At 33.9% G+C, this 23,015-nt stretch carries 24 protein-coding genes and 3 pseudogenes; 15 read left to right on the top strand and 12 right to left on the bottom strand.

The features are described from left to right. Window position 1: 1 nt before the first annotated feature. Window positions 2-343, bottom strand: coding sequence for a DMT family transporter (locus tag F9279_RS03080; protein WP_152111286.1), 342 nt, complete (start codon window positions 341-343; stop codon window positions 2-4). 349 nt (window positions 344-692) lie between these two features. Between F9279_RS03080 and F9279_RS03085 the strand changes: the two genes are divergently transcribed. The 5 genes from F9279_RS03085 (at window position 693) to F9279_RS03100 (ending at window position 4,111) form a co-directional block, all read left to right on the top strand. Further along, entirely contained in the window at window positions 693-1,340 is a 648-nt protein-coding gene (locus tag F9279_RS03085) for a VOC family protein (protein ID WP_152111288.1), read from the top strand. 126 nt (window positions 1,341-1,466) lie between these two features. Then, window positions 1,467-1,991, top strand: coding sequence for a cysteine hydrolase family protein (locus F9279_RS03090; protein ID WP_152111290.1), 525 nt, complete (start codon window positions 1,467-1,469; stop codon window positions 1,989-1,991). Window positions 1,992-2,090: 99 nt separating this feature from the next. Then, window positions 2,091-2,261 (top strand): hypothetical protein, encoded by a 171-nt coding sequence (locus tag F9279_RS24930; RefSeq protein WP_193224422.1) that lies wholly within the window; start codon window positions 2,091-2,093, stop codon window positions 2,259-2,261. 122 nt (window positions 2,262-2,383) lie between these two features. Further along, window positions 2,384-3,514: a DNA polymerase III subunit beta gene (dnaN, locus tag F9279_RS03095; RefSeq protein WP_152111292.1), complete on the top strand. Its 1,131-nt coding sequence runs from the start codon at window positions 2,384-2,386 to the stop codon at window positions 3,512-3,514. 63 nt (window positions 3,515-3,577) lie between these two features. Then, window positions 3,578-4,111, top strand: a complete 534-nt coding sequence (locus F9279_RS03100; RefSeq protein ID WP_152111294.1) for a DUF5412 family protein — start codon at window positions 3,578-3,580, stop codon at window positions 4,109-4,111. Window positions 4,112-4,136: 25 nt separating this feature from the next. On the opposite strand, the gene F9279_RS03105 is transcribed toward F9279_RS03100, so the two are convergent. Continuing rightward, on the bottom strand, window positions 4,137-4,595 hold the full coding sequence (locus F9279_RS03105) for a DinB family protein (RefSeq protein WP_152111296.1): 459 nt from the start codon (window positions 4,593-4,595) through the stop codon (window positions 4,137-4,139). A 146-nt stretch (window positions 4,596-4,741) separates the two neighbouring features. Here F9279_RS03105 and F9279_RS03110 point away from each other — a divergent pair, with 146 nt between their 5' ends. Continuing rightward, window positions 4,742-5,497 (top strand): phosphotransferase family protein, encoded by a 756-nt coding sequence (locus F9279_RS03110; protein ID WP_152111298.1) that lies wholly within the window; start codon window positions 4,742-4,744, stop codon window positions 5,495-5,497. A gap of 143 nt (window positions 5,498-5,640) precedes the next feature. Here the strand turns inward: F9279_RS03110 and F9279_RS03115 are convergent, their stop codons facing one another. Next, window positions 5,641-7,077, bottom strand: coding sequence for a DHA2 family efflux MFS transporter permease subunit (locus F9279_RS03115; protein WP_152111393.1), 1,437 nt, complete (start codon window positions 7,075-7,077; stop codon window positions 5,641-5,643). A 274-nt stretch (window positions 7,078-7,351) separates the two neighbouring features. Here F9279_RS03115 and F9279_RS03120 point away from each other — a divergent pair, with 274 nt between their 5' ends. From F9279_RS03120 to F9279_RS03140, 5 genes are all read left to right on the top strand, one after another. Continuing rightward, window positions 7,352-7,945 (top strand): TetR/AcrR family transcriptional regulator, encoded by a 594-nt coding sequence (locus tag F9279_RS03120; RefSeq protein WP_226793162.1) that lies wholly within the window; start codon window positions 7,352-7,354, stop codon window positions 7,943-7,945. 132 nt (window positions 7,946-8,077) lie between these two features. Beyond that, the gene (locus tag F9279_RS03125; protein ID WP_152111300.1) at window positions 8,078-8,377 is read left to right on the top strand and encodes a HesB/YadR/YfhF family protein; all 300 of its coding nucleotides are present in this window, start codon (window positions 8,078-8,080) and stop codon (window positions 8,375-8,377) included. Between the two features lie 118 nt (window positions 8,378-8,495). Then, entirely contained in the window at window positions 8,496-9,662 is a 1,167-nt protein-coding gene (locus F9279_RS03130) for a sulfite reductase subunit alpha (RefSeq protein ID WP_152111302.1), read from the top strand. 187 nt (window positions 9,663-9,849) lie between these two features. After that, on the top strand, window positions 9,850-10,416 hold the full coding sequence (locus tag F9279_RS03135; protein WP_152111304.1) for a GNAT family N-acetyltransferase: 567 nt from the start codon (window positions 9,850-9,852) through the stop codon (window positions 10,414-10,416). Further along, complete coding sequence (locus F9279_RS03140) at window positions 10,413-10,853, top strand: ASCH domain-containing protein (protein WP_152111306.1); 441 nt, start codon at window positions 10,413-10,415, stop codon at window positions 10,851-10,853. The genes F9279_RS03135 and F9279_RS03140 overlap by 4 nt, the downstream gene beginning before the upstream one ends. Before the next feature lie 101 nt (window positions 10,854-10,954). Here the strand turns inward: F9279_RS03140 and nrdF are convergent, their stop codons facing one another. From nrdF to nrdI, 6 genes and pseudogenes are all read right to left on the bottom strand, one after another. Further along, window positions 10,955-11,941: a class 1b ribonucleoside-diphosphate reductase subunit beta gene (gene nrdF / locus F9279_RS03145; protein ID WP_152111307.1), complete on the bottom strand. Its 987-nt coding sequence runs from the start codon at window positions 11,939-11,941 to the stop codon at window positions 10,955-10,957. 64 nt (window positions 11,942-12,005) lie between these two features. Beyond that, a pseudogene (locus tag F9279_RS03150) lies at window positions 12,006-12,965 on the bottom strand (ribonucleotide-diphosphate reductase subunit alpha); the annotation flags it as partial. Window positions 12,966-13,354: 389 nt separating this feature from the next. Continuing rightward, window positions 13,355-13,714 (bottom strand): annotated as a pseudogene (locus tag F9279_RS03155) (ribonucleotide-diphosphate reductase subunit alpha); the annotation flags it as partial. A 93-nt stretch (window positions 13,715-13,807) separates the two neighbouring features. Then, window positions 13,808-14,554, bottom strand: a complete 747-nt coding sequence (locus tag F9279_RS03160) for an NUMOD3 domain-containing DNA-binding protein (RefSeq protein ID WP_319020739.1) — start codon at window positions 14,552-14,554, stop codon at window positions 13,808-13,810. 256 nt (window positions 14,555-14,810) lie between these two features. Continuing rightward, window positions 14,811-15,584, bottom strand: a pseudogene (locus F9279_RS03165) (ribonucleotide reductase N-terminal alpha domain-containing protein); the annotation flags it as partial. Beyond that, a complete protein-coding gene (nrdI, locus tag F9279_RS03170) occupies window positions 15,559-15,936 on the bottom strand; it encodes a class Ib ribonucleoside-diphosphate reductase assembly flavoprotein NrdI (protein WP_319020740.1) in 378 nt (125 codons plus the stop codon). The gene nrdI and the pseudogene F9279_RS03165, both read right to left, overlap by 26 nt. A 533-nt stretch (window positions 15,937-16,469) precedes the next feature. Here nrdI and F9279_RS03175 point away from each other — a divergent pair. Both F9279_RS03175 and F9279_RS03180 read left to right on the top strand, forming a co-directional pair. After that, complete coding sequence (locus tag F9279_RS03175) at window positions 16,470-17,306, top strand: AraC family ligand binding domain-containing protein (protein WP_152111314.1); 837 nt, start codon at window positions 16,470-16,472, stop codon at window positions 17,304-17,306. A 15-nt stretch (window positions 17,307-17,321) separates the two neighbouring features. Then, entirely contained in the window at window positions 17,322-18,242 is a 921-nt protein-coding gene (locus tag F9279_RS03180) for a DMT family transporter (RefSeq protein WP_152111316.1), read from the top strand. A 61-nt stretch (window positions 18,243-18,303) separates the two neighbouring features. Here F9279_RS03180 and F9279_RS03185 read toward each other — a convergent pair whose 3' ends face one another. After that, the gene (locus F9279_RS03185; protein WP_152111319.1) at window positions 18,304-19,155 is read right to left on the bottom strand and encodes an SDR family oxidoreductase; all 852 of its coding nucleotides are present in this window, start codon (window positions 19,153-19,155) and stop codon (window positions 18,304-18,306) included. 137 nt (window positions 19,156-19,292) lie between these two features. Here F9279_RS03185 and F9279_RS03190 point away from each other — a divergent pair, with 137 nt between their 5' ends. Further along, window positions 19,293-19,649 carry a winged helix-turn-helix transcriptional regulator gene (locus tag F9279_RS03190; protein ID WP_152111320.1) on the top strand — a complete coding sequence of 119 codons (357 nt, stop codon included), beginning with the start codon at window positions 19,293-19,295 and terminating at the stop codon, window positions 19,647-19,649. Between the two features lie 11 nt (window positions 19,650-19,660). Here the strand turns inward: F9279_RS03190 and F9279_RS03195 are convergent, their stop codons facing one another. Further along, on the bottom strand, window positions 19,661-20,050 hold the full coding sequence (locus F9279_RS03195; protein ID WP_152111321.1) for a hypothetical protein: 390 nt from the start codon (window positions 20,048-20,050) through the stop codon (window positions 19,661-19,663). Between the two features lie 437 nt (window positions 20,051-20,487). Here F9279_RS03195 and abc-f point away from each other — a divergent pair, with 437 nt between their 5' ends. Next, on the top strand, window positions 20,488-22,119 hold the full coding sequence (abc-f, locus tag F9279_RS03200; protein ID WP_152111322.1) for a ribosomal protection-like ABC-F family protein: 1,632 nt from the start codon (window positions 20,488-20,490) through the stop codon (window positions 22,117-22,119). A 202-nt stretch (window positions 22,120-22,321) separates the two neighbouring features. Here the strand turns inward: abc-f and F9279_RS03205 are convergent, their stop codons facing one another. Continuing rightward, window positions 22,322-22,951, bottom strand: a complete 630-nt coding sequence (locus F9279_RS03205) for a GntR family transcriptional regulator (protein WP_152111323.1) — start codon at window positions 22,949-22,951, stop codon at window positions 22,322-22,324. Window positions 22,952-23,015 lie beyond the last annotated feature (64 nt).

A 23,015-nucleotide genomic window follows, 5' to 3' on the forward strand; every position in this document is an offset into this window, starting at 1 on the left:
ATTATAGAACCTCCTCCTTTTCTTGCTTATCTGGTATAAATTTCAGGCCTATAATACAACTAATCAATGTAATGACAAAGAAAATCTTAAGGGGACTTACTGTATTACCCAAGAACAACATTCCTACAATAGCAGTACCAAACGAACCAAGACCAGTAAATACAGCATATGCAGTGGATACTGGTAAATAATTTAATGCTTTAGAGAAAAAGTAAAAGCTTAATATCATTAATACCAATGTTGGTATCACTATTTCGATTTTTGTAAAACCATCTGAATAGGATAATCCTAAAGCCCAACCGACCTCTAAGATACCTCCTGCAATAAGAAAAAACCAAGCCATAAAAAAATCTCTCCTCTTTATTCGTAAATGAAATAAAAAAACTAACGTTCGTTAGTTTTTTATAGATTTATTATAAAGTAGTTTTTCATTCCATGCAATGAATCATTCTGGCTAAATCTTGAAGAGCTACAGATTAGTTTACAAAAATTGTCTCTTGGAACGTGAATATAACTAAAGAAGTGACAAACCAAGTAACGGCTAATAAATACTTATTATGGTTAAGAGTGAAGTTGTCTATGAGAATTTAATGCCCTTTTTACTAGTTTTTGAGTGACTATCGAGCATATTAGTAGAAAAGGTATCGAGATTAAATTAGCATATATTGTAAAAAGGAATGGGGAATAAAATAATGAAGTTTAAAGAGATTTCCTTGCTAACGAATAGAATAAATGAAATGAAAAACTTCTATAGGGACATCCTTGAGCTTAGAATTATTACACAGAGCTCTGATTATTTTACAGTAAAAGTAGGTTTTACATCTGTTACATTTAAGCAATCTCCAGTAGATTCTGAGCCATTCTATCATTTTGCTATAAATATTCCTGAAAATAAAATGGCAGAAGCTAAATTTTGGATTCAGACAAAGGTGGAATTAACTAAGGAAGAAAATCTTGATGAAGTATTTTTCAAGAGTTGGAATGCTCATGCTATCTATTTCGAAGATCCTTCTGGAAATATAATAGAATTAATAGCTCGTCATAACTTGAAAAATGGGGTTGAACATAATTTCTCTTCAGAAGATCTTCTCAATATAAGTGAAATTGGAGTTGTAACAGATGAAGTAATTCCAATGGTAAGAAAACTAAATGAACTCGGTATTCCTAATTGGAAAGAGGACAGTGAAGGATTAACTCCAGTAGGAGACGAAATGGGTCTTTTTATCATAGTAAAGAGTAATCGTCGCTGGTACTTCTCAGAGCAAGCTGCAAAATTCCATCCTTTTAGTATAGAGATTGAGGGAATGGATAAGTTAACGTTTAGTAAAAAAACAGTATAGTTTAATATTTATAATGATTCAAAGAATAGATTAGAAGTAGTTCTTTTCTATTTATCTAAGCCAACAGTTAATCCTAAAAAGATAATGAAGATCACTACTTTTTTGATGTTCTAAGGAGATGAAAGAATGAAAAAAGCTCTATTGGTAATTGACGTTCAAACTGGGATGTATCAAGAAGGAAATGTAGTGTACAAAGGGGAAATACTGCTAGAAAATTTGAAGAATTTAATCGCAAAAGCACGTTCTACCAAAACACCGATTTTCTTTATACAACATAACGGCCCAGTAGGTCACCCTTTAGAAAAGGGAACATTGGGTTGGAATATTCATCCTGAAATTACACCGATGAATCAAGATATAATTATTCAAAAAACTACCCCTGACTCCTTTTTTTATACTTCTTTAGATGATGAATTGAAAAAACGAGAGATAAAACATTTAGTAATTGCAGGTATTCAAACAGAGGCTTGTGTCGATACAACGTGTAGAAGAGCTTTTAGTTTGGAGTATAAGGTCACTTTAGCTTCTGATACACATAGTACTTGGGATTCATTAGAGATTACTGCTCAACAAATTATTAATCATCATAACGGAGTATTACGCTGGTTTGCGGATGTTTATCCTAGTAAAGAGATTACATTTAATAGCTGACTTTGAAACAGTATATTCTTGGAGAAATTAACCCATAAGAAATCAATGTACTTTTTTAATTATGATTCTTTTAAACTATCATTAACAGAGGTGAGTTTTTTGGAAAAAATTATTCATCAAAATAAAGACGAGATAACGTTTAAATACTTTATTGTTTCTATATTTTCTATACTGACTTTCAGAAGGTGGAAAGGTGTAGAGAAACGTAGAATGGAATTAAGAAACGTATTAATACAGCAAGAATTAGAAAATGACGATAAGACACTGTAAGTATTTTTATTGATTTCTATCTTAAAATGGTTTGTCTGATGCGAACTCTTGCAGAATGGAAAAGGAAAAGGAAGATATTTGTCGAAGTTTCATAGTAAATAGCTAAATGGAGTTGAACTTTGATGGAATTTATTATACATAGTGATTTTTTTAATAAAGCAATATCAGATGTTAGTAAAGCGGTATCTTTAAAAACACCTTTTCCAATTCTGTCAGGTATTAAAATAACTGCAAATGAAGATGGCTTAGTTCTTGTTGGAAGTAACTCAGATATTATTATTGAAAAAGTTATTCCTTTAACGACCGATGGTGAAAGGGTATTAGAGGTTATTGAGACGGGTAGTGTTGTATTAGCTGCAAAACATTTAAGTGAAATAGTGAAAAAACTACCTGATAAAATATACTTTACCGTGAACAAAAAGCAAATTGTTACCCTAAAATCGAATGAAATTATTACTAGACTTAATTGTTTTAATTCTGAGGAATATCCACGGCTTCCAATTTTGGATGAAAGCAAGCAGGTTGAACTTCCTTGCATAGACTTGATTGAAATGATAAAGCAGACAGCTTTTGCAGCATCAAAGAGTGAAACCAGACCAGTCTTGACAGGTGTTAATATGATATTCAAAGAAAATCAACTTACATGTGTTGCAACAAATTCTCATCGCCTAGCATTAAGAGAGCTTACAATAGATTCAAATCTAGATGGTTCAATCATTATACCGAGTACAAGTTTAAATGAACTTATTAAATTAATTAATAATCAAACAGGATTAATTCAACTATTTGTAACAGACAGTTATATAGTGTTTAAATCGAATGATACCTCTCTCTATTCACGATTATTGGAGGGGAATTATCCAAATGTTTCAGCACTAATACCTGAAACTTCTAAGACAACCATTACCCTTGATACGAAGCAACTGTTAAAAGGGATGGATAGAGCATGTCTTTTTGCTAGTGAATGGAAGAATAATAATGTGAATTTAGAAATAATAGATGCTACTAAAATAAAGATTTCTTCAAACTCTTCAGAAATAGGAAGAATAGAAGAAACACAGAATATTAATAGTATGACTGGTGAATTAGAATTAAACATTTCATTAGATGGGAATTTTTTAATGGATGCTTTAAAGGTAATAAGAGAAAGTGAGATTAGGTTAAGCTTTGGTGGTTCAATGAGACCTGTCTTAATTGAGCCTGTGGAAAATTCATCTTATCTTCATCTCATTTCTCCTGTTCGGACCTATTAATAGAATCATCCTTCTACAACTCGCGAGTGAAAGAATCTTACTAATAAGGAAAATAGGATATATATGATAGCTAAAAAACTAAATAATGTATCGTTTTATTTAGCGCTGCTGTTTGTAGCATATGCTTGTTACTCTTTTTATGCGTTTCTGGATCAAAAATGGCAAGTGCATTTTCCCAATGAAATATTCCTTATAATATGTCTTGCTCTTTTTATTTTAGGGTTAATAGGCTTTAGAGGAGTAAGAAATGGTAAAGACTTACTCAAAAGTTGGACTACCGTTAGTCTAACTCTGCTACTCTGTCTTGGATTATTATTGATTGTTTTGTTTAAGTTATTTTGGGGAGGGAGTGCTGTTATTATGTCAACAGAATCTCCAGATGAAGCTTATTCTATTGACTTTTATTCCTGGGATCAAGGAGCTACTGGATCTTTCGGAATAAGAGGAGAACTGCAAGGACCACTTTGGTTTAAGAAAGCTATCTATCTAGAAGAAGAGGTAGATAATGTCAAAGTAAATTGGAAGAGTAATAGTATGATTGAAATTAATGGCAAACAGCTTGAATTAAAGAATGGCGAAACATATGGATATGAATGATAGAGGGATTATGGAAAATAATCCCTTATATGCTTTTTTTTATATCAAGTATAGTTTGCAGATGCATTCCTTCATGGAATATCGTTCGAATTAGAACTTGCTCGATGGTATGCATCCCCATTCCAGTTGGAGTAAATTCTTCCTCTAATCTACTTCCGTATATCTCCTTGATTACAGAAGGCTGATGAGTCAGTAAAGGAATTAGAGTTTCAAAGGAGGGAGTATCAATAGTAAAGTTGCTAGGTGACGTACCATAACCGAACCACTGCTCAAAGTCCTCAATTGATTTTATTTTCTCCTTCGTTAAAGCTTGTATCCATAAGTATTGATCTAAGTAGATATGGCCTAGGTTCCAGTGTATATTATTACGAAATCCCCTTGGTATCACTTCAGTCCCTTCTTGTGTTACATCATTTAAAACGGCTAAAAGATGGCTTCGATATGCTTCTAATTGATTAAATAAAACAACATGGCGCTTTTTCATTTTTAACCTCCTGATTTTAGTACATAATTCTTCGTTAGGAGTATTCCATATTCCTTCGCAAATAGGAAAATACTTAGAAAGTATGGCATAGAATAGTAGGAAATCTACGTTAATAAGAAAAATAATACTAATATGTGGAGGTTCTTATGACACTAGGAAACCCTATTGCTACTGGTAATACTGCTAATCTCTATCTATTAAATAATAATATCGTAAAAATTTTTAAAGAGTACTTACCACCAACTGAAGCTGTTAATGAAGCAAAGAAACAAGAATATGCCTATTCCTGTGGCCTTTCTGTACCTAAGGTGTTGGAAGTAACGAAGATTGATGGAACACAGGCAATCATAATGGAGTATATACGTGGCGAAACATTAGGGGAGCTTATGTTGAAAAATAAAGAGTCAGTGGAACATTATTTAAATATATTGGTGGAAAATCAAAAAGTGATACATGCAGTTAAAGTGCAATCAGATGCTATTGAATCTTTGAGTGAAAGATTATATCGACATATTGATGGTGCTTCTTCTTTAACAGAAAAGCAGAAAACTATCTTATTAACGAAATTGAATTCTTTTAAATATGAAGACAGTTTATGTCATGGGGATTTTCACCCTTATAATCTTATAATATTTGAGGGAAAAGGTAGTATTATTGATTGGGTAGATGCTACTGCTGGAGATTTACGTGCTGATGTGTGTCGTACTTTTGTATTACTATCTCATTTCTCAGAATTTTTAGCAGAGCAATATCTAGAGTTATATAGTAAGGATAATAGCATTTCTAAAGGAGAAATACTTGAATGGCTGCCTATTATTGCGGGGGCAAGGTTATATGAGAATGTTACGGAAGAAGAAAGTGAAAGATTATTGAATATGGTAAAAGGCGTTTGCGGTACTTAATAAGTGCGAAAGAGATTAAGGAAGTATTGTTTCTCGGAATAATAATTTTAGTTATAAGTACACGAAAAAAAAGCCCCGATAATGAAGTCTGGGCTTTTTTCCTTTGGTATTTTGCATATATTTATAATAAATTTTTTAGCTCATCACTTTGTAGCTGTATTCTGACTCACTGTCTTCTCTTCTTTAGCTTCAGCTTTAATTTCTGAAGTGGAATCTACACGTTTGATAAAGAAAGATAGAACTAAGCCAACTAGAGCTATTCCTACTATAACAAGATAAGCATCATTAATTCCTTGTATAGTAGCATTCAATATCATTTGTTCCTGAGATGAGCCGCCAGTTGTCATCATGTCTGTAAGATGTGTTTCTGTGCGTGTTGTCATAACAGTTACAAGAAGAGAGGTTCCTACTGCTCCTGCTACTTGTCTAATGGTATTAGAGATTGCTGTACCATGTGCCGTTAATTTAGCAGGTAACTGATTTAAACCTGCTGTTTGAATAGGCATTAACATTAAAGCCATTCCAATTCGGCGGAAAGTAGACATTAGAATTAGATAACTATAGCTAGTGGTAGCAGTCAAATCAACAAACCCAATTGTTGTAATGATCATGATAATGATTCCAATAACAGATAGCCATTTTGCGCCGTAGCGGTCAAATAATCTTCCAGTAATCGGCATCAAGAAGCCCATTACAAGTGCACCTGGTAATAATAGTAACCCTGATTCTAAAGCTGTATATCCACGAGCATTTTGTAGATATAATGGTAGTAATATCATATCAGTATACATGACCATCGTAATGGCAATGTTGATAATGGTTGTTAGAGAGAACATATTATACTTAAATGCTTTTAAATCCAATAGAGGTGATTTGGATGCTAACTGTCTCCAAGAGAATAATCCAAGTGCAATAATTCCAATAGCAATAGATACTAACACTTCCGCACTTGACCATCCTTTACTACCTGCACTACTAAAGCCATACAATAAAGTTCCGAAACCAGTTGTGGAAAGTATAACACTAAGAATATCTAATTTAGTAGCTTTTGTTTCTGAAACATTTTTTAGATAAATAAAACCAAAAATAATCACGAGAATGGCAAAAGGAATCATTCCGTAGAACATTACTTCCCATTTATAATTTTCAATAACATAACCAGCTAATGTTGGTCCTATTGCAGGAGCAAAAATGATAGCGAATCCTACCATACCCATTGCTCCACCTCTTTTATTAGCAGGGAAGATAGAGAAGATTACGTTAGTAAGAAGAGGCATAATAATACCAGCACCTGCTGCTTGAACCATACGACCTGTCAAAAGAACTGGAAAGCTTGTTGAAACAGCTGATATGATGGTTCCAATTAGGAAGATAACCATAGAAGCTTGAAAGAGTTGACGAGTGGAGAATCTTTGCATTAAATATGCAGTAATTGGAATGAGTATTCCGTTTACTAACATATAACCTGTTGTCAACCATTGTGCGGTTGCAGCAGATATATTGAAATCTACCATAAGTTCAGGAGTGGCTACACTCATTAACGTTTGATTTAATGTGGCTAAAAAAGCACCTAAGATCATAATAAATAGAATGGGCCCTTTTTTTACAGTGTTTATATTATTGCTCAATTAAAAACTTCCTTTCTATGATAGCTATAGACTTAATGAACATTGTGTAAGATAATGAACATTGCATAAAATAGATTATATACAGTCAAAAGAAATTTGCAATTTACAATATCAGTGAAACTGTAAGTTATTTAACATATTAATACTATATGTAAGTTAGTTAATCTATTTAATACAAATAGTAACTATATTGTTCATCTCATATTATGGAAGGAATGGAAACAACTTGAGTCATTCTAAGAATCATACCGATCCACGTATTATTCGGACGAGACAATTAATTAAAAATGCTTTTGTAGAATTATTAGAAGAAATGGAAATAGAAAAAATGACAGTTAGTAAAATTACGGAACGAGCAACTATCAGTCGAGTAACTTTTTATTTTCATTATAAAGATATCCCAGATATGCTAGAAAAAATGGCGGACAGCATGATAGAGGATATTCAAACCATAATCTACAGTAAAATGAACGAAAAAGATGATAATAGTATGGATTGGCTTATGTTGACAAGCATGCTTGAACATTTTGCAGAGAATGCAAATTTTTATAAAGGCACATTAGGTTCTAAAAAAACGCCTATTTTTATAGAAAGGTTATCAAAGAAAGTAAGGGAAATGATAACCAAAAGAATAGAGCAAAAGGGTATGCAGAAACTGGGTAAAGAGAAAGATGAAATTCAAAAGGATATTGCTATATGGTACGGATCATCTGCTCTTATTGGTACTATTGTATCCTGGCTTCGCAACGATATGCCCTATACACCACATTATCTTGCAAAGCAATTCTATTTACTTGCACATAAGTTAGAATTAGACTAATGATGGAGATGTTAATGGTTTATTTTACATAAGATGTGAAATCTTTCGTAAAATGAATACAAAATACAGGTTAAAAATACAAGAATCTATTATGATAGAGATATCAATAAATTTATAAAGGAGGTCAAGTATATGATTATAAAAGTGAGTAGTGATGCAATTGACTGGTTTAAAGAAGAAGTTGGACTAAGCGAAGGAAAAGCAGTAAGATTCTATCCACAGATCTATGGAACTAGTCCAATTCAAGAAGGTTTTGCATTAGCTTTTACAATAGAAGATAAGCCGAGTGAAGTGACTATCTATATAGAAGCAGAGGGTATTACTTTATTTGTAGAAGAAACAGATTTATGGTTTTTCAATGGACATGATTTATTTGTAGAATATAATGATGTTATTGATGAATTAGAATATAAATATGAAAAATCTGAATAAAGGGCATAAATAGTGCATAAGGATACTGTTATATGCATTCATTTCGTGTGAATTTTTTTGCTACTATTGTGACTTTCCTTTATTATTAAAGGTATTATTAAAATAGGAGATTGAACGTATGCAAAATAATATAGTAGAAACAAATAAAACAGAAGTTATTTACTCAAGAAAAAATCCTTTTCCAGCTACGGTATTGAAAAATATTAACTTAAATCTGGAAGGTTCTAATAGAGAAACAAGACATTTAGAATTATCATTAAAAGGATCAGGCTTTACTTATAATCCTGGGGATACTTTAGGGATTGTTCCTGAGAATGAAATTCAATTAGTGGAAGAACTTATTTCTGAAATGAAATGGGATGGGGAAGCATTAGTACCTATTAATAAACTAGGAGAACAACTTCCTTTAAAGGAAGCTTTAACAACCTATTTTGAAATCACATTATTAACAAAGAAAATTCTTCAAACAGCTTCAAACTTAACGGATAATGAAGAGATAAAAAATCTTGTAGCTCCAGAAAATGCAGCTCAATTAAAAGAGTATATGTATGGAAGAGATGTACTAGATATGTTACGTGATTTTGGACCATGGAATACTACGGCAGAAGAGTTTGTGACGTTATTAAGAAAAATGCCTCCGAGACTGTATTCGATTTCGAGTAGTCTTGCAGCAAATCCAGATGAAGTGCATTTAACGATTAGTGCTGTTCGATATAACTCTAATGGCAGAGATAGAAGTGGGGTATGTTCTGTACAATGTGCAGAGCGTATTGCAGTAAATGATACACTTCCAATCTTTATTCAAACAAACAAACATTTCCATCTACCTGAATCAGAGGATGTAAACATAATAATGGTAGGACCAGGAACTGGTATTGCTCCATTCCGTGCCTTTATCCAAGAGCTTTCTATCAGAAAAGGAAGTGGGAAGTCATGGTTATTCTTTGGTGCCCAACATTCTTCTACAGATTATCTGTATCAAGAGGAGTTAGAAAAATTCCAACAAGATAATGTATTAACACACTTAACAACTGCTTTTTCCCGTGATACGGAGGAAAAGGTTTATGTGCAACATAGAATGTTAGAAAACAGCAAGGAATTGTACGAGTGGATTCAAGGTGGCGCTCATTTCTATGTTTGTGGTGATAAGGAATATATGGCGAAAGATGTGAATGAGGCATTAATTACTATCGTCGAAAAAGAGGGTAACTTAGATCGTGAAGCTGCAGAAGCGTATGTGACTGAGATGCAGAAGTCTAAACGTTATCAGAAAGATGTGTATTAATTTCTTAGATGTGGAGCTTTCTCTTATGAGAAGGCTCTTTTCTTTATATAGATGTAAAAAAGAAGGAAATATTATAAATAAATTCGAATATAAGTACAGTGGTTATTATACTGACATTCTTGTTTAGGAAATAAGGATCTCTTTTGGTTCATGTATCAAGGGTGTTGGAGTTGAAGGAGAGGTATATATGAATCTAGAGAAGATATTTGCTTTATTTCCTGTGATAGAATCAGACGAATTAATTCTAACGAAAATAGAGGATCAACACTTACATGATCTATTTACAATCTATGACAACGAAAGAGTATTCGAATATTGCGGAATCATCCCTAAACATAAAATACAAACAGTAGAAAAAATGATTGGCCATTTTGAACGAGATTTCCACAAGAAAAGTAGAATAAAGTGGGGGATCTTTGCGAAAAAGGATAGAAGTAAGTTAGTAGGCATTATGGAAGTAATGGATTTTAATCAGAAAGTAAATATGGTGACTATTGGTTATTTTTTAGCAGAGGATTATTGGGGAAAGGGATTGGCAACAGAGGCAGTTCGTATCATTATTTCCTTTCTATTTAATAAGGTGGAAGTGAATCGGATTCAAGCAGAGGTAATGCCTGCAAATGAAAATTCTAAAAGGGTGCTTATTAAGAATGGATTTATAAAGGAAGGATTAATAAGGCAAGCATCTTTGTGGTCTGGTAAAGGAATAGTAGACTTAGAAATATACAGTATGCTGAGGGAGGACTATCAATGAGTGATGTACAACGTTATTGGGATGAATTCTGTAAAACTCAAACCCAGAAGGATTTAGTATATAGAGAGGCATTTCAATTTGGAGTGGAAGCAGATTGGTTAGCAGTGCTTGTGGTGGAAGGAAAGAAAACGGCGACAACATCAGGTTTTATTTTTTATGAAATAGAAAAGGAGGATATTCCAAAAGCAGGGGAATATTCTATTGTATTAAATAGTAACAATGAACCTGTCGCTATTATTCAAGTGGAATCGGTGGAAGTTCTTGCTATGAATGAGGTAACAGAGGAGTTTGCTTTAGCAGAAGGGGAAGGGGATTATGATTTTTGGTGGGATGCTCATGTTAAATTCTTTACTGAATCACTAAAGGAATATGATAAAGAATTCTCACCTGATATGTTAGTAGTTTGCGAGCGTTTCAAAAAAGTGTACCCAGTTTAAGGATGAATGTGCATTTAAAGATGAATAAGATTGTTATAAAAAAGGTGAGGCTTATGAATTCAATATTCATGAGCTTCACCTTTTTATATAGTATAGAATAATTATTCATTTGTTAAGAAATCAAAGTCGAAATCATCATCTGTAAGTGTTTCTACTTTTGTAGCCTTCACATATCCGTTTCCTTTTACGCTGAAGAAATCATGATTCTTCGTATCTGTTTTCATACCATTTTCTACGATTGGGTTGATCGCTTCTGAATCAAAAACAGTATCAATGCCAAGATTCATGCAAGCTTTATTAGCATTATAACGAATGAATTTAGCTACTTCTTCTTCTAAACCAATTTGCGTGTATACATCATTTGTATAGGCCAATTCGTTTTGATAAAGGTCATGAAGTAACTCATTTCTTTCTTTTATAGCGGAAGCTTGCTCTTCTTCTGACAGTTTTGCGAATAGCTCTTGTGCAATAAGTCCAACATATACGCCGTGAATGGACTCGTCCCTAATTATTAAGTTAATAATTTCCCCTGATGCAGTTAATTTACCTTGTCCTGCTAAAAAGAGTGGATAGAAGAATCCAGAATAGAATAAGAAAGACTCTAAGTAAACAGAAGCAACGGTTGCCATATACAAATCATAATTGTTTGTTTGCGGCTTAAATAACTTTAAATAGTAGGAAGAGATTAATTTACCTTTATATTGTAATTGTGGATGGTTATGCACCCAGTCAAACACTTGGTCAATTTCTTCATCTGATGCAAGTGTTGTGAAAATAGTAGAATAGGATTTTGCATGGATTTGTTCCATCATACCCATAAAGGATAGTACACCTTTACGTTGTAATCCTTCCACATGCATAGCGATTAAAGGCATTCCTTCTCCGCCTTGCTCTGTGTCAAGTAAAGTAAGTCCGCCTAATACTTTTTTATACGTATCTCTTTCTTGGTCTGTTAATTCTGCCCATGTGTTTTTGTCAGCAGATACGCTAATTTCTTCTGGCAGCCAGAATTGTCTAGTGTTTTGTGTATAAAACATTTGTGTGTAATCATCTTCATGCTGATTCCAGTTTACAGCATATTTTGTCATATTCTTTACCTCCAGTGATTATAAATAAAAGGGGAGAGTTCCCTCTCCCAATCGCTTTTTATTATTAAACAGAACAAGCAATACATTCATCAATTGCTAGATTACGAGTACGTGTATAGTACAAGGATTTTAGTTTAATTTCATTTGCAAACACATAGTAGCGAGAAAGTTCTCTCGTGGAAATTTCTGAATTTACATATAGAATAGTAGAAATACCTTGATCCACGTGCTGTTGAGCTGATGCAACTAGTTGCATAACTTTAAATTGATCCATATCAAATGCTGATTTATAGAACCAGAAGTTCGTTTCATCCATATAAGGCATTGGATAATAAGTAGTTGAGTTAGCATACGTACGAGATTCAATTTGACTTACAACCGGCATAATAGAAGCAGTTGCATTTTGAATGTATCCTATTGATTGCGTCGGCGCAATAGCAAGTCTATATGCATTAAATAATCCATGCTCTTTAACTAGTTCTGCAAGTTCTTGCCAATCTTCAGAAGTAGGAATATGAATACCTTCAAATAATGCTTTAACCTTTTCTGTTTTTGGAGCAAAATCAGTAGTGAAATATTTTTCAAAATACGTTCCTTTTGCATACTCGGACTTTTCGAAGTCTTTGAAAGTTTCTCCTTTTCTCTTAGCAATTAACATACTCTTTTCGATAGAGTAGAAATTTAACATCATAAAGAACACAGAAGTGAAGTCTCTTGCTTCAACAGATTCATAGGAAATCTTATTTTTAGCGAGATAGCCATGAAGATTCATTGCTCCTAAACCAATCGCATGCAATTCTTCATTTGCTTTCTTAACAGATGGTGCGTTTTGAATATCTGAAATATCGGATACCATTGTTAAAGCATCAATACCAACATGAACAGAATCTCTAAATACATTACCAGGACTCATCACGTTAGCAATATTCAGCGAGCCTAAGTTACAGTTAATATCACGACGAATGATATCATCTTGACCGTAGTCTGTGATTTCAGAGGTTTCTTGAAGTTGGAAAATTTCTGTCTCGTATATTCGATCAGGGACGCTACTCCATGACCCGTTCTCTTATGAACTGCTACATGTCACCATGTAAGGATAGACTATATCATCACCTTCAGCTTAACCTGATAAGGTGCTCTGCTTTTCCACTCGCTTGAGTGTACCCTACTCGCTTCTTCACTGGAGTTTTTCATCCAGCTATGCTTTCGGTAGTCGTTCGGCATTTACTTATCGTAATCGTTCAGAAAGTCTCTTATAGTTAAGTTCATCGATACATACACATAACCATAAGACAATGTCCAAGTCATTATTCTTATTACGATAAGATTTAGCACGGGATTACCTCCAATGGAGCCTTTCCCCGTTTAACAGAGTTTTCGACTAGGATTTCTCCTAGAAGGTGCTAGTAATTAACACAAGTTAGACATCTTCACTTGTCCAATATCCTTTAATGCATGTACATTATTAGCATTAGACTTATTCATAAAGTAAGGGTAGCCAGACTCTAACTGAATTTGCGCAATTTTTGTTAGCATTTCACGAGCTGTCATTATGACACGCTTTTTCACATTAGGGTTTGTAACCAGTTCTTCGTACATATCATCCATTCTCATGTCATCCATGTGGATACCGTATTCTTTAAAGACACTGAAAGGTGCAAACACATAAAGATCTTTATTTTGTTTTGCTAGTTCAAAGAATTTATTTTCAACAATCAATCCAATGGATAGTGTTTGAATACGTGACTTCTCATCGGCATTTATTTTTTTGGTCACTATTACCCAAGGCTTTCGCCAAGGAGTGGACTATATCATCTACTAAGAAAGTAGCCTTGCACTTGGACAGGTGCTAATCTCCTGCCTACTCTACTTGCTTTCGTCATATGACGAGCTTTCGATAGTCTCTACACCTTCTTGCCAGAGTTGATAATTTGGAAACCTGTCGGAAAATACTCTGTACTTTATGGTATTACCTGGGACACCGAATGCCCTGCCTGCAGATGCAAAAGAATCATAATATGAACCATTTACTTTTATTGGTTTCTTTTGCTTTTCTCTTCCCTGATTGATTTGCCCTTTTTGTGCCTCGCTAATCCTTTTTTTTGTGTCAGCGTGGTGTTTTCTTCCTTTTCGGGCTTTTGACATCTTCTCTCTTGTCTCTTGGGTATGCTTTCTACCATTAAATCTCTTAGTAATAGCACTTCTCATCTTTACCATATGTTCTGGTTTATCGTACCAATAATTATTCTTACCCTTATTTATTTCTGATAAGAATTTCTTAACTTCATCGGTATGGGTTTTGCCATACATATGATTTAACTCGCCTGGGAGTGCACCTCCTCGTGCGATAAGATGCCCATTATAGCAATATTGTTTGCCATAGTGCTGATCAAGAAGAATTTGTTCTTTTTCAAAGAGAATATTTTTATCTTCAGGCAACTCGATAATTCCTGCAAACTCAAATGATTCTTCACCATATTTATTCCATGCTCTTTGTAAGTGGATACTATGGTGAACACCAGCGTTTAACTGATTTCGATGTGTTTTCCAGCGGGTTTTAAAATCATTTGAACTTCCGACATAAAAATTTCCATTTAATTTATTCGTTATCATATAGATACCGCAGTTCATAATCTCACCTCTGAATAAAAGTCAATTACATATCTGCGATAATCTATCTCTAGAAAGCTTGGCACGGTATTGCCTGCTACCCATTTGCAGGGCCGTAGGATCTCTTACGAAGCGTATTCGTCATCATGAGATGCTTATTTAACTTCTACCGTTAGCCGTAATTATTTTACGACACCGCTTTTGCTTGCGTTCACAAGGTTTACACTACTTATCACTAAGCAGCGGGACACGTATATTTATCCAAAAATTCAACTACATCCCAATGGAAGATATTTAAGTAAGCTGCTCCTGCACCTTTACGTTGACCCAATTGGTTTGCATAAGAGAATGTATCTTCTAATAACTTCATAACAGGAACAACACCTGATGCTGCATTGTCGATTCCTTTTATTTGTTCATTACGAGCACGTAATTTAGAGAGATTTAAAGCAACTCCACCACCAATTTTAGATAACTGGCCAGATGTATTAATATTTTGGAAGATAGAGTTTAAGGAGTCGTCCATTTCTAATAAGAAACAAGAAACCATTTCCCCGCGGCGACTGCGACCTGCATTTAAGAAAGTAGGTGTTGCAGGTTGATAGCGTTGCTCAATCATAGCAATAGCTGTTCTTTTTGCCTTTTCAGCAGAACCTTGTCCTAAGAATAAAGCTACAATAATAATGCGGTCTTCATATGTTTCTAAGTAAAATTTCTTATCATTTGATTTCAAAGCATAATCTTTATAAAACTTTGAAATAGCCATATAGGATTGAAATTTAAATTCGTAGTCATAAACAGCTTTTGTGATTTCTTCTATCTCACTCAATTTGTATTGATCTAGAACCTCTGGGTAATAAAAATCTTCCTTCACCATATAAGTGAATCTTTCCTCGACTGAATCAAAACGAATTAATTTTGGTTCAATCTCTGATACTAGAAATTCAGCAACTGCCTCTTTATCCTTTTCTAAACGGAAAAAGCCTTTTTCGTTAAGTTGAGTCACCTCATTGTTTAACTCTATATGTCTCATAATTTATTATTTGCACCCTTTCCTTAAGTGTCTTCACGTCTTCGGGCATACCGCTCATTTCGAACTTATGCAGTATCGGTTTTCCATACATATTTGATATTTTATCGGCGCTAACCGCGAAGTTCTGTCCCCAGTTCCGATTTCCACTTGCCACTACACCTTGAAGCTGGTTGTGATTGGACTCTAGAAAATCTAGAGTAGTTTTCGGAACTTGTCCCATGCCAGTCGTGTACGTTAGAAGAATGTAAGGTTCATAGATTGTAAGTCCAGGGTACACCTCTTTTACTTGGTCCTCTGGTATGTCTAGTTTACGTACGAAACGGCGAACATTTCCTGTTTTACTGTCGAACACAATAAGCAAAGCACTTCCCTCCTTGGGGAATTTAAAATACTAACCACATACTTGGGACACTAAATATAGAGCATCCTAATAATTCCGTCACAATATGTGGTGTCTAAGGTATATATAACCCTATTTCTTACTCCTTAGTCAATAAAGTACGAAAGAAGTTTTTTGTCAAAGGAAATAGCTTGTAAATTACTAATAAAATTTACCCCAGTAATGATAGGGTTTAATCAAACAGATGAGAGAATTTTTATGTTTTTTAGAAGGGTAAATGAAAATTTTTACATATAAAAAAACAGCAACTAACAGATTACTGATAAAAAGGTGTGGACATTTCTATCAGTAGTCGAAGGAATAAATAGTAGCCGTTTCTTTTTTCTGAGCAAGTTTTTTACATTCTTACATCTTAATAAAAAAGAAGATGGTATGTAAATAGTTATTTAAAACTATTAAATTATTCTTTAGTCAATATCATACAAGAAGCTTTCATAAAGATATGCTAAGCTATTTTTAACAGGACTGAAAGGAGTAATCTTAACATGAATCAAGGAGAAAGAAAAGTTTGCTTCGATCATGAACTGCAAATCGAAGCGTATCATTTTCATGGAATCATGCAGAAGTTTCCTAATCACTTTCATGAATATTACGTCATTGGGTTTATTGAGAGTGGTCAAAGAAAAATGTCATGTAAGAATAAAGAGTACATTATTAATAGTGGTGATCTAATTTTTTTTAATCCTTTTGAAAATCATGCTTGTGAACAAATTGATAAAGAAACATTGGATTATCGATGTCTACATATAGAGCTAGAGGTTATGCAAAAAGTGGTTAAAGAGATAACTGGCAAAGAGGACACACCTATTTTTACAGATCCTGTTGTATTTGGCAGTGAGTATGCTCCTATGTTACGGCATCTTCATGAAATGATTATGGATGAGGTAAGCGATTTTGAGAAAGAAGAAACATTTTATTTTTTAATAGATCAATTATTGGAGCAGTATGGAGAAATGGCAAAGGTGAATCAGCTAAATAAAACCGAGCAAAAAGTTGCAAGAGTTTGCAGATTTATTGATACACATTATGCAGAACCAATTTCTCTCACTGAATTAGTAGAAGTAAGTGATATGAATAAATACACATTATTAAGATCCTTTACACGTATTAGAGGAATCACTCCATATCGCTACTTGCAAACTGTACGTATTAATGAAGCAAAGAAATTGTTAGGTCTAGGAATGAAACCCTTAGAAGTGGCTATGCAGACTGGTTTTGTAGATCAAAGCCACTTCAGTAAGTTCTTTACTGACTTTATTGGGTTGCCTCCAGGACAATACAGAAATATTTATTTAGACAATAGGAAAGAAACCTATCTTTAAAGGAAAGGAAAGTGTATGGAAAATAAACTGAACATAGGGCATTTTTCTGCCCTTATTACTATTATAATTTGGGGAACAACCTATATATCTACTAAAATCTTATTAACGGACCTTACTCCAATGGAGATTTTGTTTTTTCGCTTCTTTATTGGACTAATTGTTTTATGTGTTATCTATCCATATCGACTAAAAATAAGAGATAAGAAACACCATCTTTTATTCGCAAGTGCAGGATTATGTGGAGTAACGATGTATTATCTCTTAGAAAATATCGCCTTAACGTATACAATGGCATCTAATGTAGGAGTAATAAGTGCAATTGTTCCTTTTTTTACCGCTATTCTAACTTTTGTATATTTAAAAAATGAAGCCTTACATAGAAACTTCTTTATTGGCTTTATTGTAGCCCTTATAGGTATATTCCTTATTAGCTTTAATGGAACAACGAAATTTGCTATGAATCCAATGGGGGATTTTCTAGCTATTATTGCTACACTTGTATGGGCTATTTATTCTGTTCTTTCAAAGAAAATTAGTGAATATGGATATCATACGATACAAGCTACAAGACAAGTGTTTATTTATGGAATATTGTTTATGATTCCCATTTTATTTATTACTGATTTTCAGCTGAATATAGAAAGATTTGCGAATCCAGTTTATTTGTTTAATATCATCTACCTAGGCATAGGGGCATCTGCACTTTGCTTTGTTACTTGGAGTTTTGCTATTAAAAAGCTAGGAGCTATTAAAACTAGTGTTTATATTTATCTAGTACCTGTTATTACCGTTATTACGGCCATGATTGTATTACAGGAACCATTAACCTGGATGGCCGGTTTTGGAACACTGCTTACTTTAACAGGACTTTTGCTCTCGAAAAGGAAGAGTGAGGGTAAAAGAAAAAGTAAGGTAATGCAAAGTATGCCAGAATAATAGGAAGAATATAATAGGTAGGAATAGGTAAAGCTCAGCACTAAATGCTGAGCTCTCTTTATTACACTAATTTAGCAATTCCTTCTTCCACTCTTGTAGCAGGTCTTCCAAGTAATTTCTCAAAATCATTACTTTCTATGTCTAGAGTACCTTCACGAATATCTTTTTGAATGTTTACTAACATTGGAATAATAAACTCTGGTACTCCTGCAGCTTTCATTACTTCTGCATAAGCATTGTCATCTACTTGTTGTACTTCCACTTCTTTATTAAGTGCTTTTCCAACTGCAGAAGCAATTTCTTCTTGAGTTAGTGGTTTACCAGAAAGCTCGTAAATCGTATTGTCATGGCCTTCACCAGCTAATACTGCAGCTGCAGCTTCTGCATAATCTTGTTGCAGAGCCCAACCTACTTTACCACTCTCAGCTGAAGTAAACCACGGTGCACCAGCAATCACTCCTTGAATACTAGAAAGTTCATTTTCTAAATACCAGTTATTACGTAAGAAGGAGTATGGAATTCCTGTTTCTAAGATGGCTGTTTCTGTAGCCTTGTGTACTTCTGCTAAAGCATTTGTACTTTCTTGTGCATTAGCAATACTTGTATAGGCAATGAATTTTACTCCAGCATGTTCAGCAGCTGAAATGGCGTTACCATGTTGTCTAATTCTTGTTTCTGTATCACCATCTGCAGAGATGATTAATAAGCGATCAATACCTGCAAATGCAGTATTTAATGATTCAGGTTGATCAAAGTTGCCTTGACGAACGTCTACTCCTTTGGCTTTTAAATCTTGTGCCTTTTCAGGTTCACGTACACTCACCGCAAGCTGTTCAGATGGTACCGTTTTTAATAATACTTGAATGATTTTAGATCCTAATTTACCTGTAGCTCCTGTAACTAATAATTTCATGAATTTTTCCTCCTTTTATTTTTCCCTTTTTTAGAATGAAGTATAGCTTTATAATATATTCATAGTAAAGAAAATAAAAGTAGTTATATTTTTATAACATAGTCACAAAAATAGTACCATGGAAAAGGAGAATGTATATGGCTCGGTTTATTATTCCGGAAAATTCTGATCAGAAGCAAGAGGAAGTAGGGTTTTGCCCTGTTACTTATACACAGAATTTGACTGCAGGAAGGTGGAAAATCATTATCTTGTGGCATTTAAGTAGGGGAACAAAAAGATTTAATGAAATGCAAAGACTGTTACCAGGAATATCAAAGGGAATACTAACAAGACAATTGAGAGAATTAGAAGGAGATGGGATGGTGCATAGGGAGGTATATAAAGAAGTACCTCCAAAGGTAGAGTATTCCTTAACTTCAAAGGGTATTAGTTTTATCCCCATTTTAGATATGATGGGAGAGTGGGGAAAAAGACATTATAAGACCGAAGAATAGCAGAAGGTATATTATAATGAAGCTTTCGTTATCCATCTAGGAGCAATGATCACCTCGAATATCCCGATAGCTAAGAAGATTGGTTGAAAGATAGAGGATAAGCCAATCATGATGATTTGGATAATGATCCAAGAACATAGAAAAGAACCGATAAGCTGTAGGGATAGGGAGAATTTTGAGTGATTGTATAGACAAAGAATGAAAACAAGAAAGTGACCAATTCCAATCATGCTCAATAAGATAATACCAGGGATAAGGAAATCTTCGAATAAGCTACTAGGAAGTATGCTTGATTTCATTCCCATGGAGCGACCAGTAGGATCAAAGATAAAGAATAACCCTGAAATAAAGGCTCCAACTCCTGTGAAAAGTAAGATAAACAATGCCATTTTTCTTTTCATATACAACAACTCCATTTCCTCTTTAAAGTTAAGTATATTGCCTTTCTAGTGAGGAAACATGGCTGAGTTTTAACAAATTTGTTACAGGATACAAAAAAGAGATAATGGGAAAAATGGTTTCTAATAAAGCATTGTGGTATAGTGGAGATATGAAACGATGAAAGGGATGATGGGTGAACGATGAAGAACTAATCTTATTTTAACCATTTGAAATGAAAATTTTTCAAATCATATAAAATAGGATTAGTCTGCCCATTTTCAATATACGAGTGCCAATGCATATTTAATAATTATGACTTTAACAAGTCGCTATTTCTTGATGGATAAAAGTACATCAAGAAATAGGATTATTTAATGATAAGTAGGTGCGGACTAATCCTTCCAATATAAAAATTGGGGGGATTTTTTTATTCTCCCTCATAAAGGGGTTAGAGTGTATGAGTGAATTATTAAAATTGGTAAATATAAGCTATGAAGTGGATGAAATGATTATTTTTCAAGATATCATAGGAAGTGTTCACAAGGGAGATATCATTGGCATAATAGGAAAAAATGGTGCAGGAAAATCAACGTTATTGCATTTAGTACACAATAGTATTTCTCCTACTAAAGGACATATTAAAATGCTTAATACAGACACAAAAATTACGCTGGTAGAGCAAGAAGCGGAATCTTTTACTGTGAAAAAGCAGAATCTGGTAGAAGGGAAATTATTAGATAAATGGCAGGTTCCTAATCATGATTTTACTTACATGAGTGGCGGAGAGAAATTAAAGGCGCGTTTGGCGAAGGGATTCTCCCATGAAGCAGATTTGTTATTACTAGATGAACCAACTAATCACTTAGATAAACAAAGTATGGAATTATTAATAAATGAGATCAAAAACTATAAGGGAACCATCATTCTAGTATCCCATGATCGTGCCTTTTTAGATGCTGTAATAACAAAGATATGGGCCATTGAAAAACAAAAACTATATGAGCATAAGGGAAACTATACTAGTTATATAGAAGAAAGAAAGCAAAGGCGAGCAACTCAACAAAGAGAATATGATAGTCAACAGAAAAAGATACAACGAATAGAAGGTCAAATGAAAGAACTTACTTCTTGGTCACAAAAAGCTCATGTACAATCTACCAAGCAAGAATTTCCTAAGGAATATTATCGAACAAAGGCAAAGAGAATGGATGCACAAGTAAAATCCAAGCAAAAAAGATTAGAAAAAGAATTAGCAAGCAAAAAAGTAGAGCGAGTAGATGAGGAATATAAGGTTCAATTTTCCATTCAGTCAATGAAAAGGATGGGAAAACGAGTGTTAGAAGTGAAGAGCCTGTCAAAAGACTTTGACGGAAACAAACTTTTTGAAAAGGTAAATTTCACGATACAGCATGGAGAGAAGATAGCAATTGTTGGACCAAATGGAAGTGGGAAGACAACATTGTTAAATATATTATTAGGAAGAGAAGAGGCAGAAGGGGAAATATGGATTTCACCAGCTGCTAATATTGGTTATTTAACACAGGAAGTATATGACTTACCAATGGATCAATCACCAGAGCAGTTATTTTATAAAGAGACCTATGAAGAAAGAGGCAAGGTCCAAAATTTGATGAAGCATTTAGGCTTTACTTCTACTCAATGGAAAGAACCTATAGGTAATATGAGTATGGGGGAGAGAGTAAAATGTAAGCTGATGGTGTATATATTGGAAGAAAAAGAGGTACTCATACTAGATGAGCCAACAAACCATTTGGATCTTCCTTCACGAGAACAGCTAGAAGCTACGTTAGCTGAATATAATGGAACACTTATCATCGTATCCCATGACCGATATTTCTTAGAAAAAACAACTATGAGTACATTAGTGATAGAAAATGGTACCATTCAAAGACAATGGACAGAGGGAATACAAGAAGAAAACGATGAAAAAGAAGAAATACGCATGAGACTAGAAACAGAAAAACAAGAGGTATTAGGAAAGCTAAGCTTTATGACTCCTAAAGATAAGGAATATGCCGAATTGGATAAACGATTTTTGGAATTAACGAAGAGAATAAAGGAACTTTAATATCCAAGACCATTTCAAAAGCGAAAAGGCAATGAGAAAATGGTAAGATTGCTGACACACGATTTGGAATGATGGAAAGAGACTCTTCCAATCAGATAGAGTAAATGCAAATCCTAGTAATAAAAGGGAATTCTTCGTTGTTTCAACTATAATAGTATAAGGCTAAATATAACGAAAAAGGTAGGACAAAGATGTCCTACCTTTATTCATTACTAATATGCAAATAAAAATTCAAGTCATTCTCCAGATGTTTCTTCATCAACTCTTCCGCTTTGCTTCCATCTCTGCTTTTAATGGCCTCATAAATTTCCTCATGCTCATCAATTAAGCGTGGTCTGTTATAAATAACGACTGTTTTGCGAAATAAATAAATAATGGCCTGCATGCGATCAATAGTATCAATCATAACAGGATTATTACTAGCCCGAACAATGTCATTATGGAAAGCCTCGTTTGCAGACATAATTTCTGCCTTCGTTCCAGACCTACCAATTTCCACATACTTGTATAACTTTTCAATTTCTTGATCCTTTAAAAAATCAGCAGCACATCTAGCAGAATGTCCTTCCAATAGAATTCTTACTCCAAAGATGTTTCGTAAATCCTTCTCAGTTGGTTTAACAACCTTCTTTTTTACGATAAGTCCTTCATATTCTAATTTTCGAATGGATTCTCTGATGGGTGTTCTGCTGACACCTAACTCTGTTGCTATTTTTTCTTCCACAATTTTTGTTCCACCTGGTAGCTCACCAGAAAGAATCTTATCACGGAGAATTTCATAGCTTTGAAGTGCTGCTGATCGTATATTATTGCTTTCTAACACAAGTTTCACCCCAGTATTATTTAAACCTATATTTATAGTATCAAATTATCTCAGAAAAATCTCAAAGTTACTA

It is taken from the genome of Bacillus sp. B1-b2 (assembly GCF_009183415.1).
Lineage (GTDB): Bacteria > Bacillota > Bacilli > Bacillales > Cytobacillaceae > Niallia.

Coding starts and splice junctions, on each gene's coding strand:
- F9279_RS03080 (WP_152111286.1), bottom strand. CDS start 343: ATGGCTTGGTTTTTTCTTATTGCAGGAGGTATCTTAGAGGTCGGTTGG.
- F9279_RS03085 (WP_152111288.1), top strand. CDS start 693: ATGAAGTTTAAAGAGATTTCCTTGCTAACGAATAGAATAAATGAAATG.
- F9279_RS03090 (WP_152111290.1), top strand. CDS start 1,467: ATGAAAAAAGCTCTATTGGTAATTGACGTTCAAACTGGGATGTATCAA.
- dnaN (WP_152111292.1), top strand. CDS start 2,384: ATGGAATTTATTATACATAGTGATTTTTTTAATAAAGCAATATCAGAT.
- F9279_RS03100 (WP_152111294.1), top strand. CDS start 3,578: ATGATAGCTAAAAAACTAAATAATGTATCGTTTTATTTAGCGCTGCTG.
- F9279_RS03105 (WP_152111296.1), bottom strand. CDS start 4,595: ATGAAAAAGCGCCATGTTGTTTTATTTAATCAATTAGAAGCATATCGA.
- F9279_RS03110 (WP_152111298.1), top strand. CDS start 4,742: ATGACACTAGGAAACCCTATTGCTACTGGTAATACTGCTAATCTCTAT.
- F9279_RS03115 (WP_152111393.1), bottom strand. CDS start 7,077: ATGATCTTAGGTGCTTTTTTAGCCACATTAAATCAAACGTTAATGAGT.
- F9279_RS03125 (WP_152111300.1), top strand. CDS start 8,078: ATGATTATAAAAGTGAGTAGTGATGCAATTGACTGGTTTAAAGAAGAA.
- F9279_RS03130 (WP_152111302.1), top strand. CDS start 8,496: ATGCAAAATAATATAGTAGAAACAAATAAAACAGAAGTTATTTACTCA.
- F9279_RS03135 (WP_152111304.1), top strand. CDS start 9,850: ATGAATCTAGAGAAGATATTTGCTTTATTTCCTGTGATAGAATCAGAC.
- F9279_RS03140 (WP_152111306.1), top strand. CDS start 10,413: ATGAGTGATGTACAACGTTATTGGGATGAATTCTGTAAAACTCAAACC.
- nrdF (WP_152111307.1), bottom strand. CDS start 11,941: ATGACAAAATATGCTGTAAACTGGAATCAGCATGAAGATGATTACACA.
- F9279_RS03160 (WP_319020739.1), bottom strand. CDS start 14,554: ATGATAACGAATAAATTAAATGGAAATTTTTATGTCGGAAGTTCAAAT.
- F9279_RS03175 (WP_152111314.1), top strand. CDS start 16,470: ATGAATCAAGGAGAAAGAAAAGTTTGCTTCGATCATGAACTGCAAATC.
- F9279_RS03180 (WP_152111316.1), top strand. CDS start 17,322: ATGGAAAATAAACTGAACATAGGGCATTTTTCTGCCCTTATTACTATT.
- F9279_RS03185 (WP_152111319.1), bottom strand. CDS start 19,155: ATGAAATTATTAGTTACAGGAGCTACAGGTAAATTAGGATCTAAAATC.
- F9279_RS03190 (WP_152111320.1), top strand. CDS start 19,293: ATGGCTCGGTTTATTATTCCGGAAAATTCTGATCAGAAGCAAGAGGAA.
- F9279_RS03195 (WP_152111321.1), bottom strand. CDS start 20,050: ATGAAAAGAAAAATGGCATTGTTTATCTTACTTTTCACAGGAGTTGGA.
- abc-f (WP_152111322.1), top strand. CDS start 20,488: ATGAGTGAATTATTAAAATTGGTAAATATAAGCTATGAAGTGGATGAA.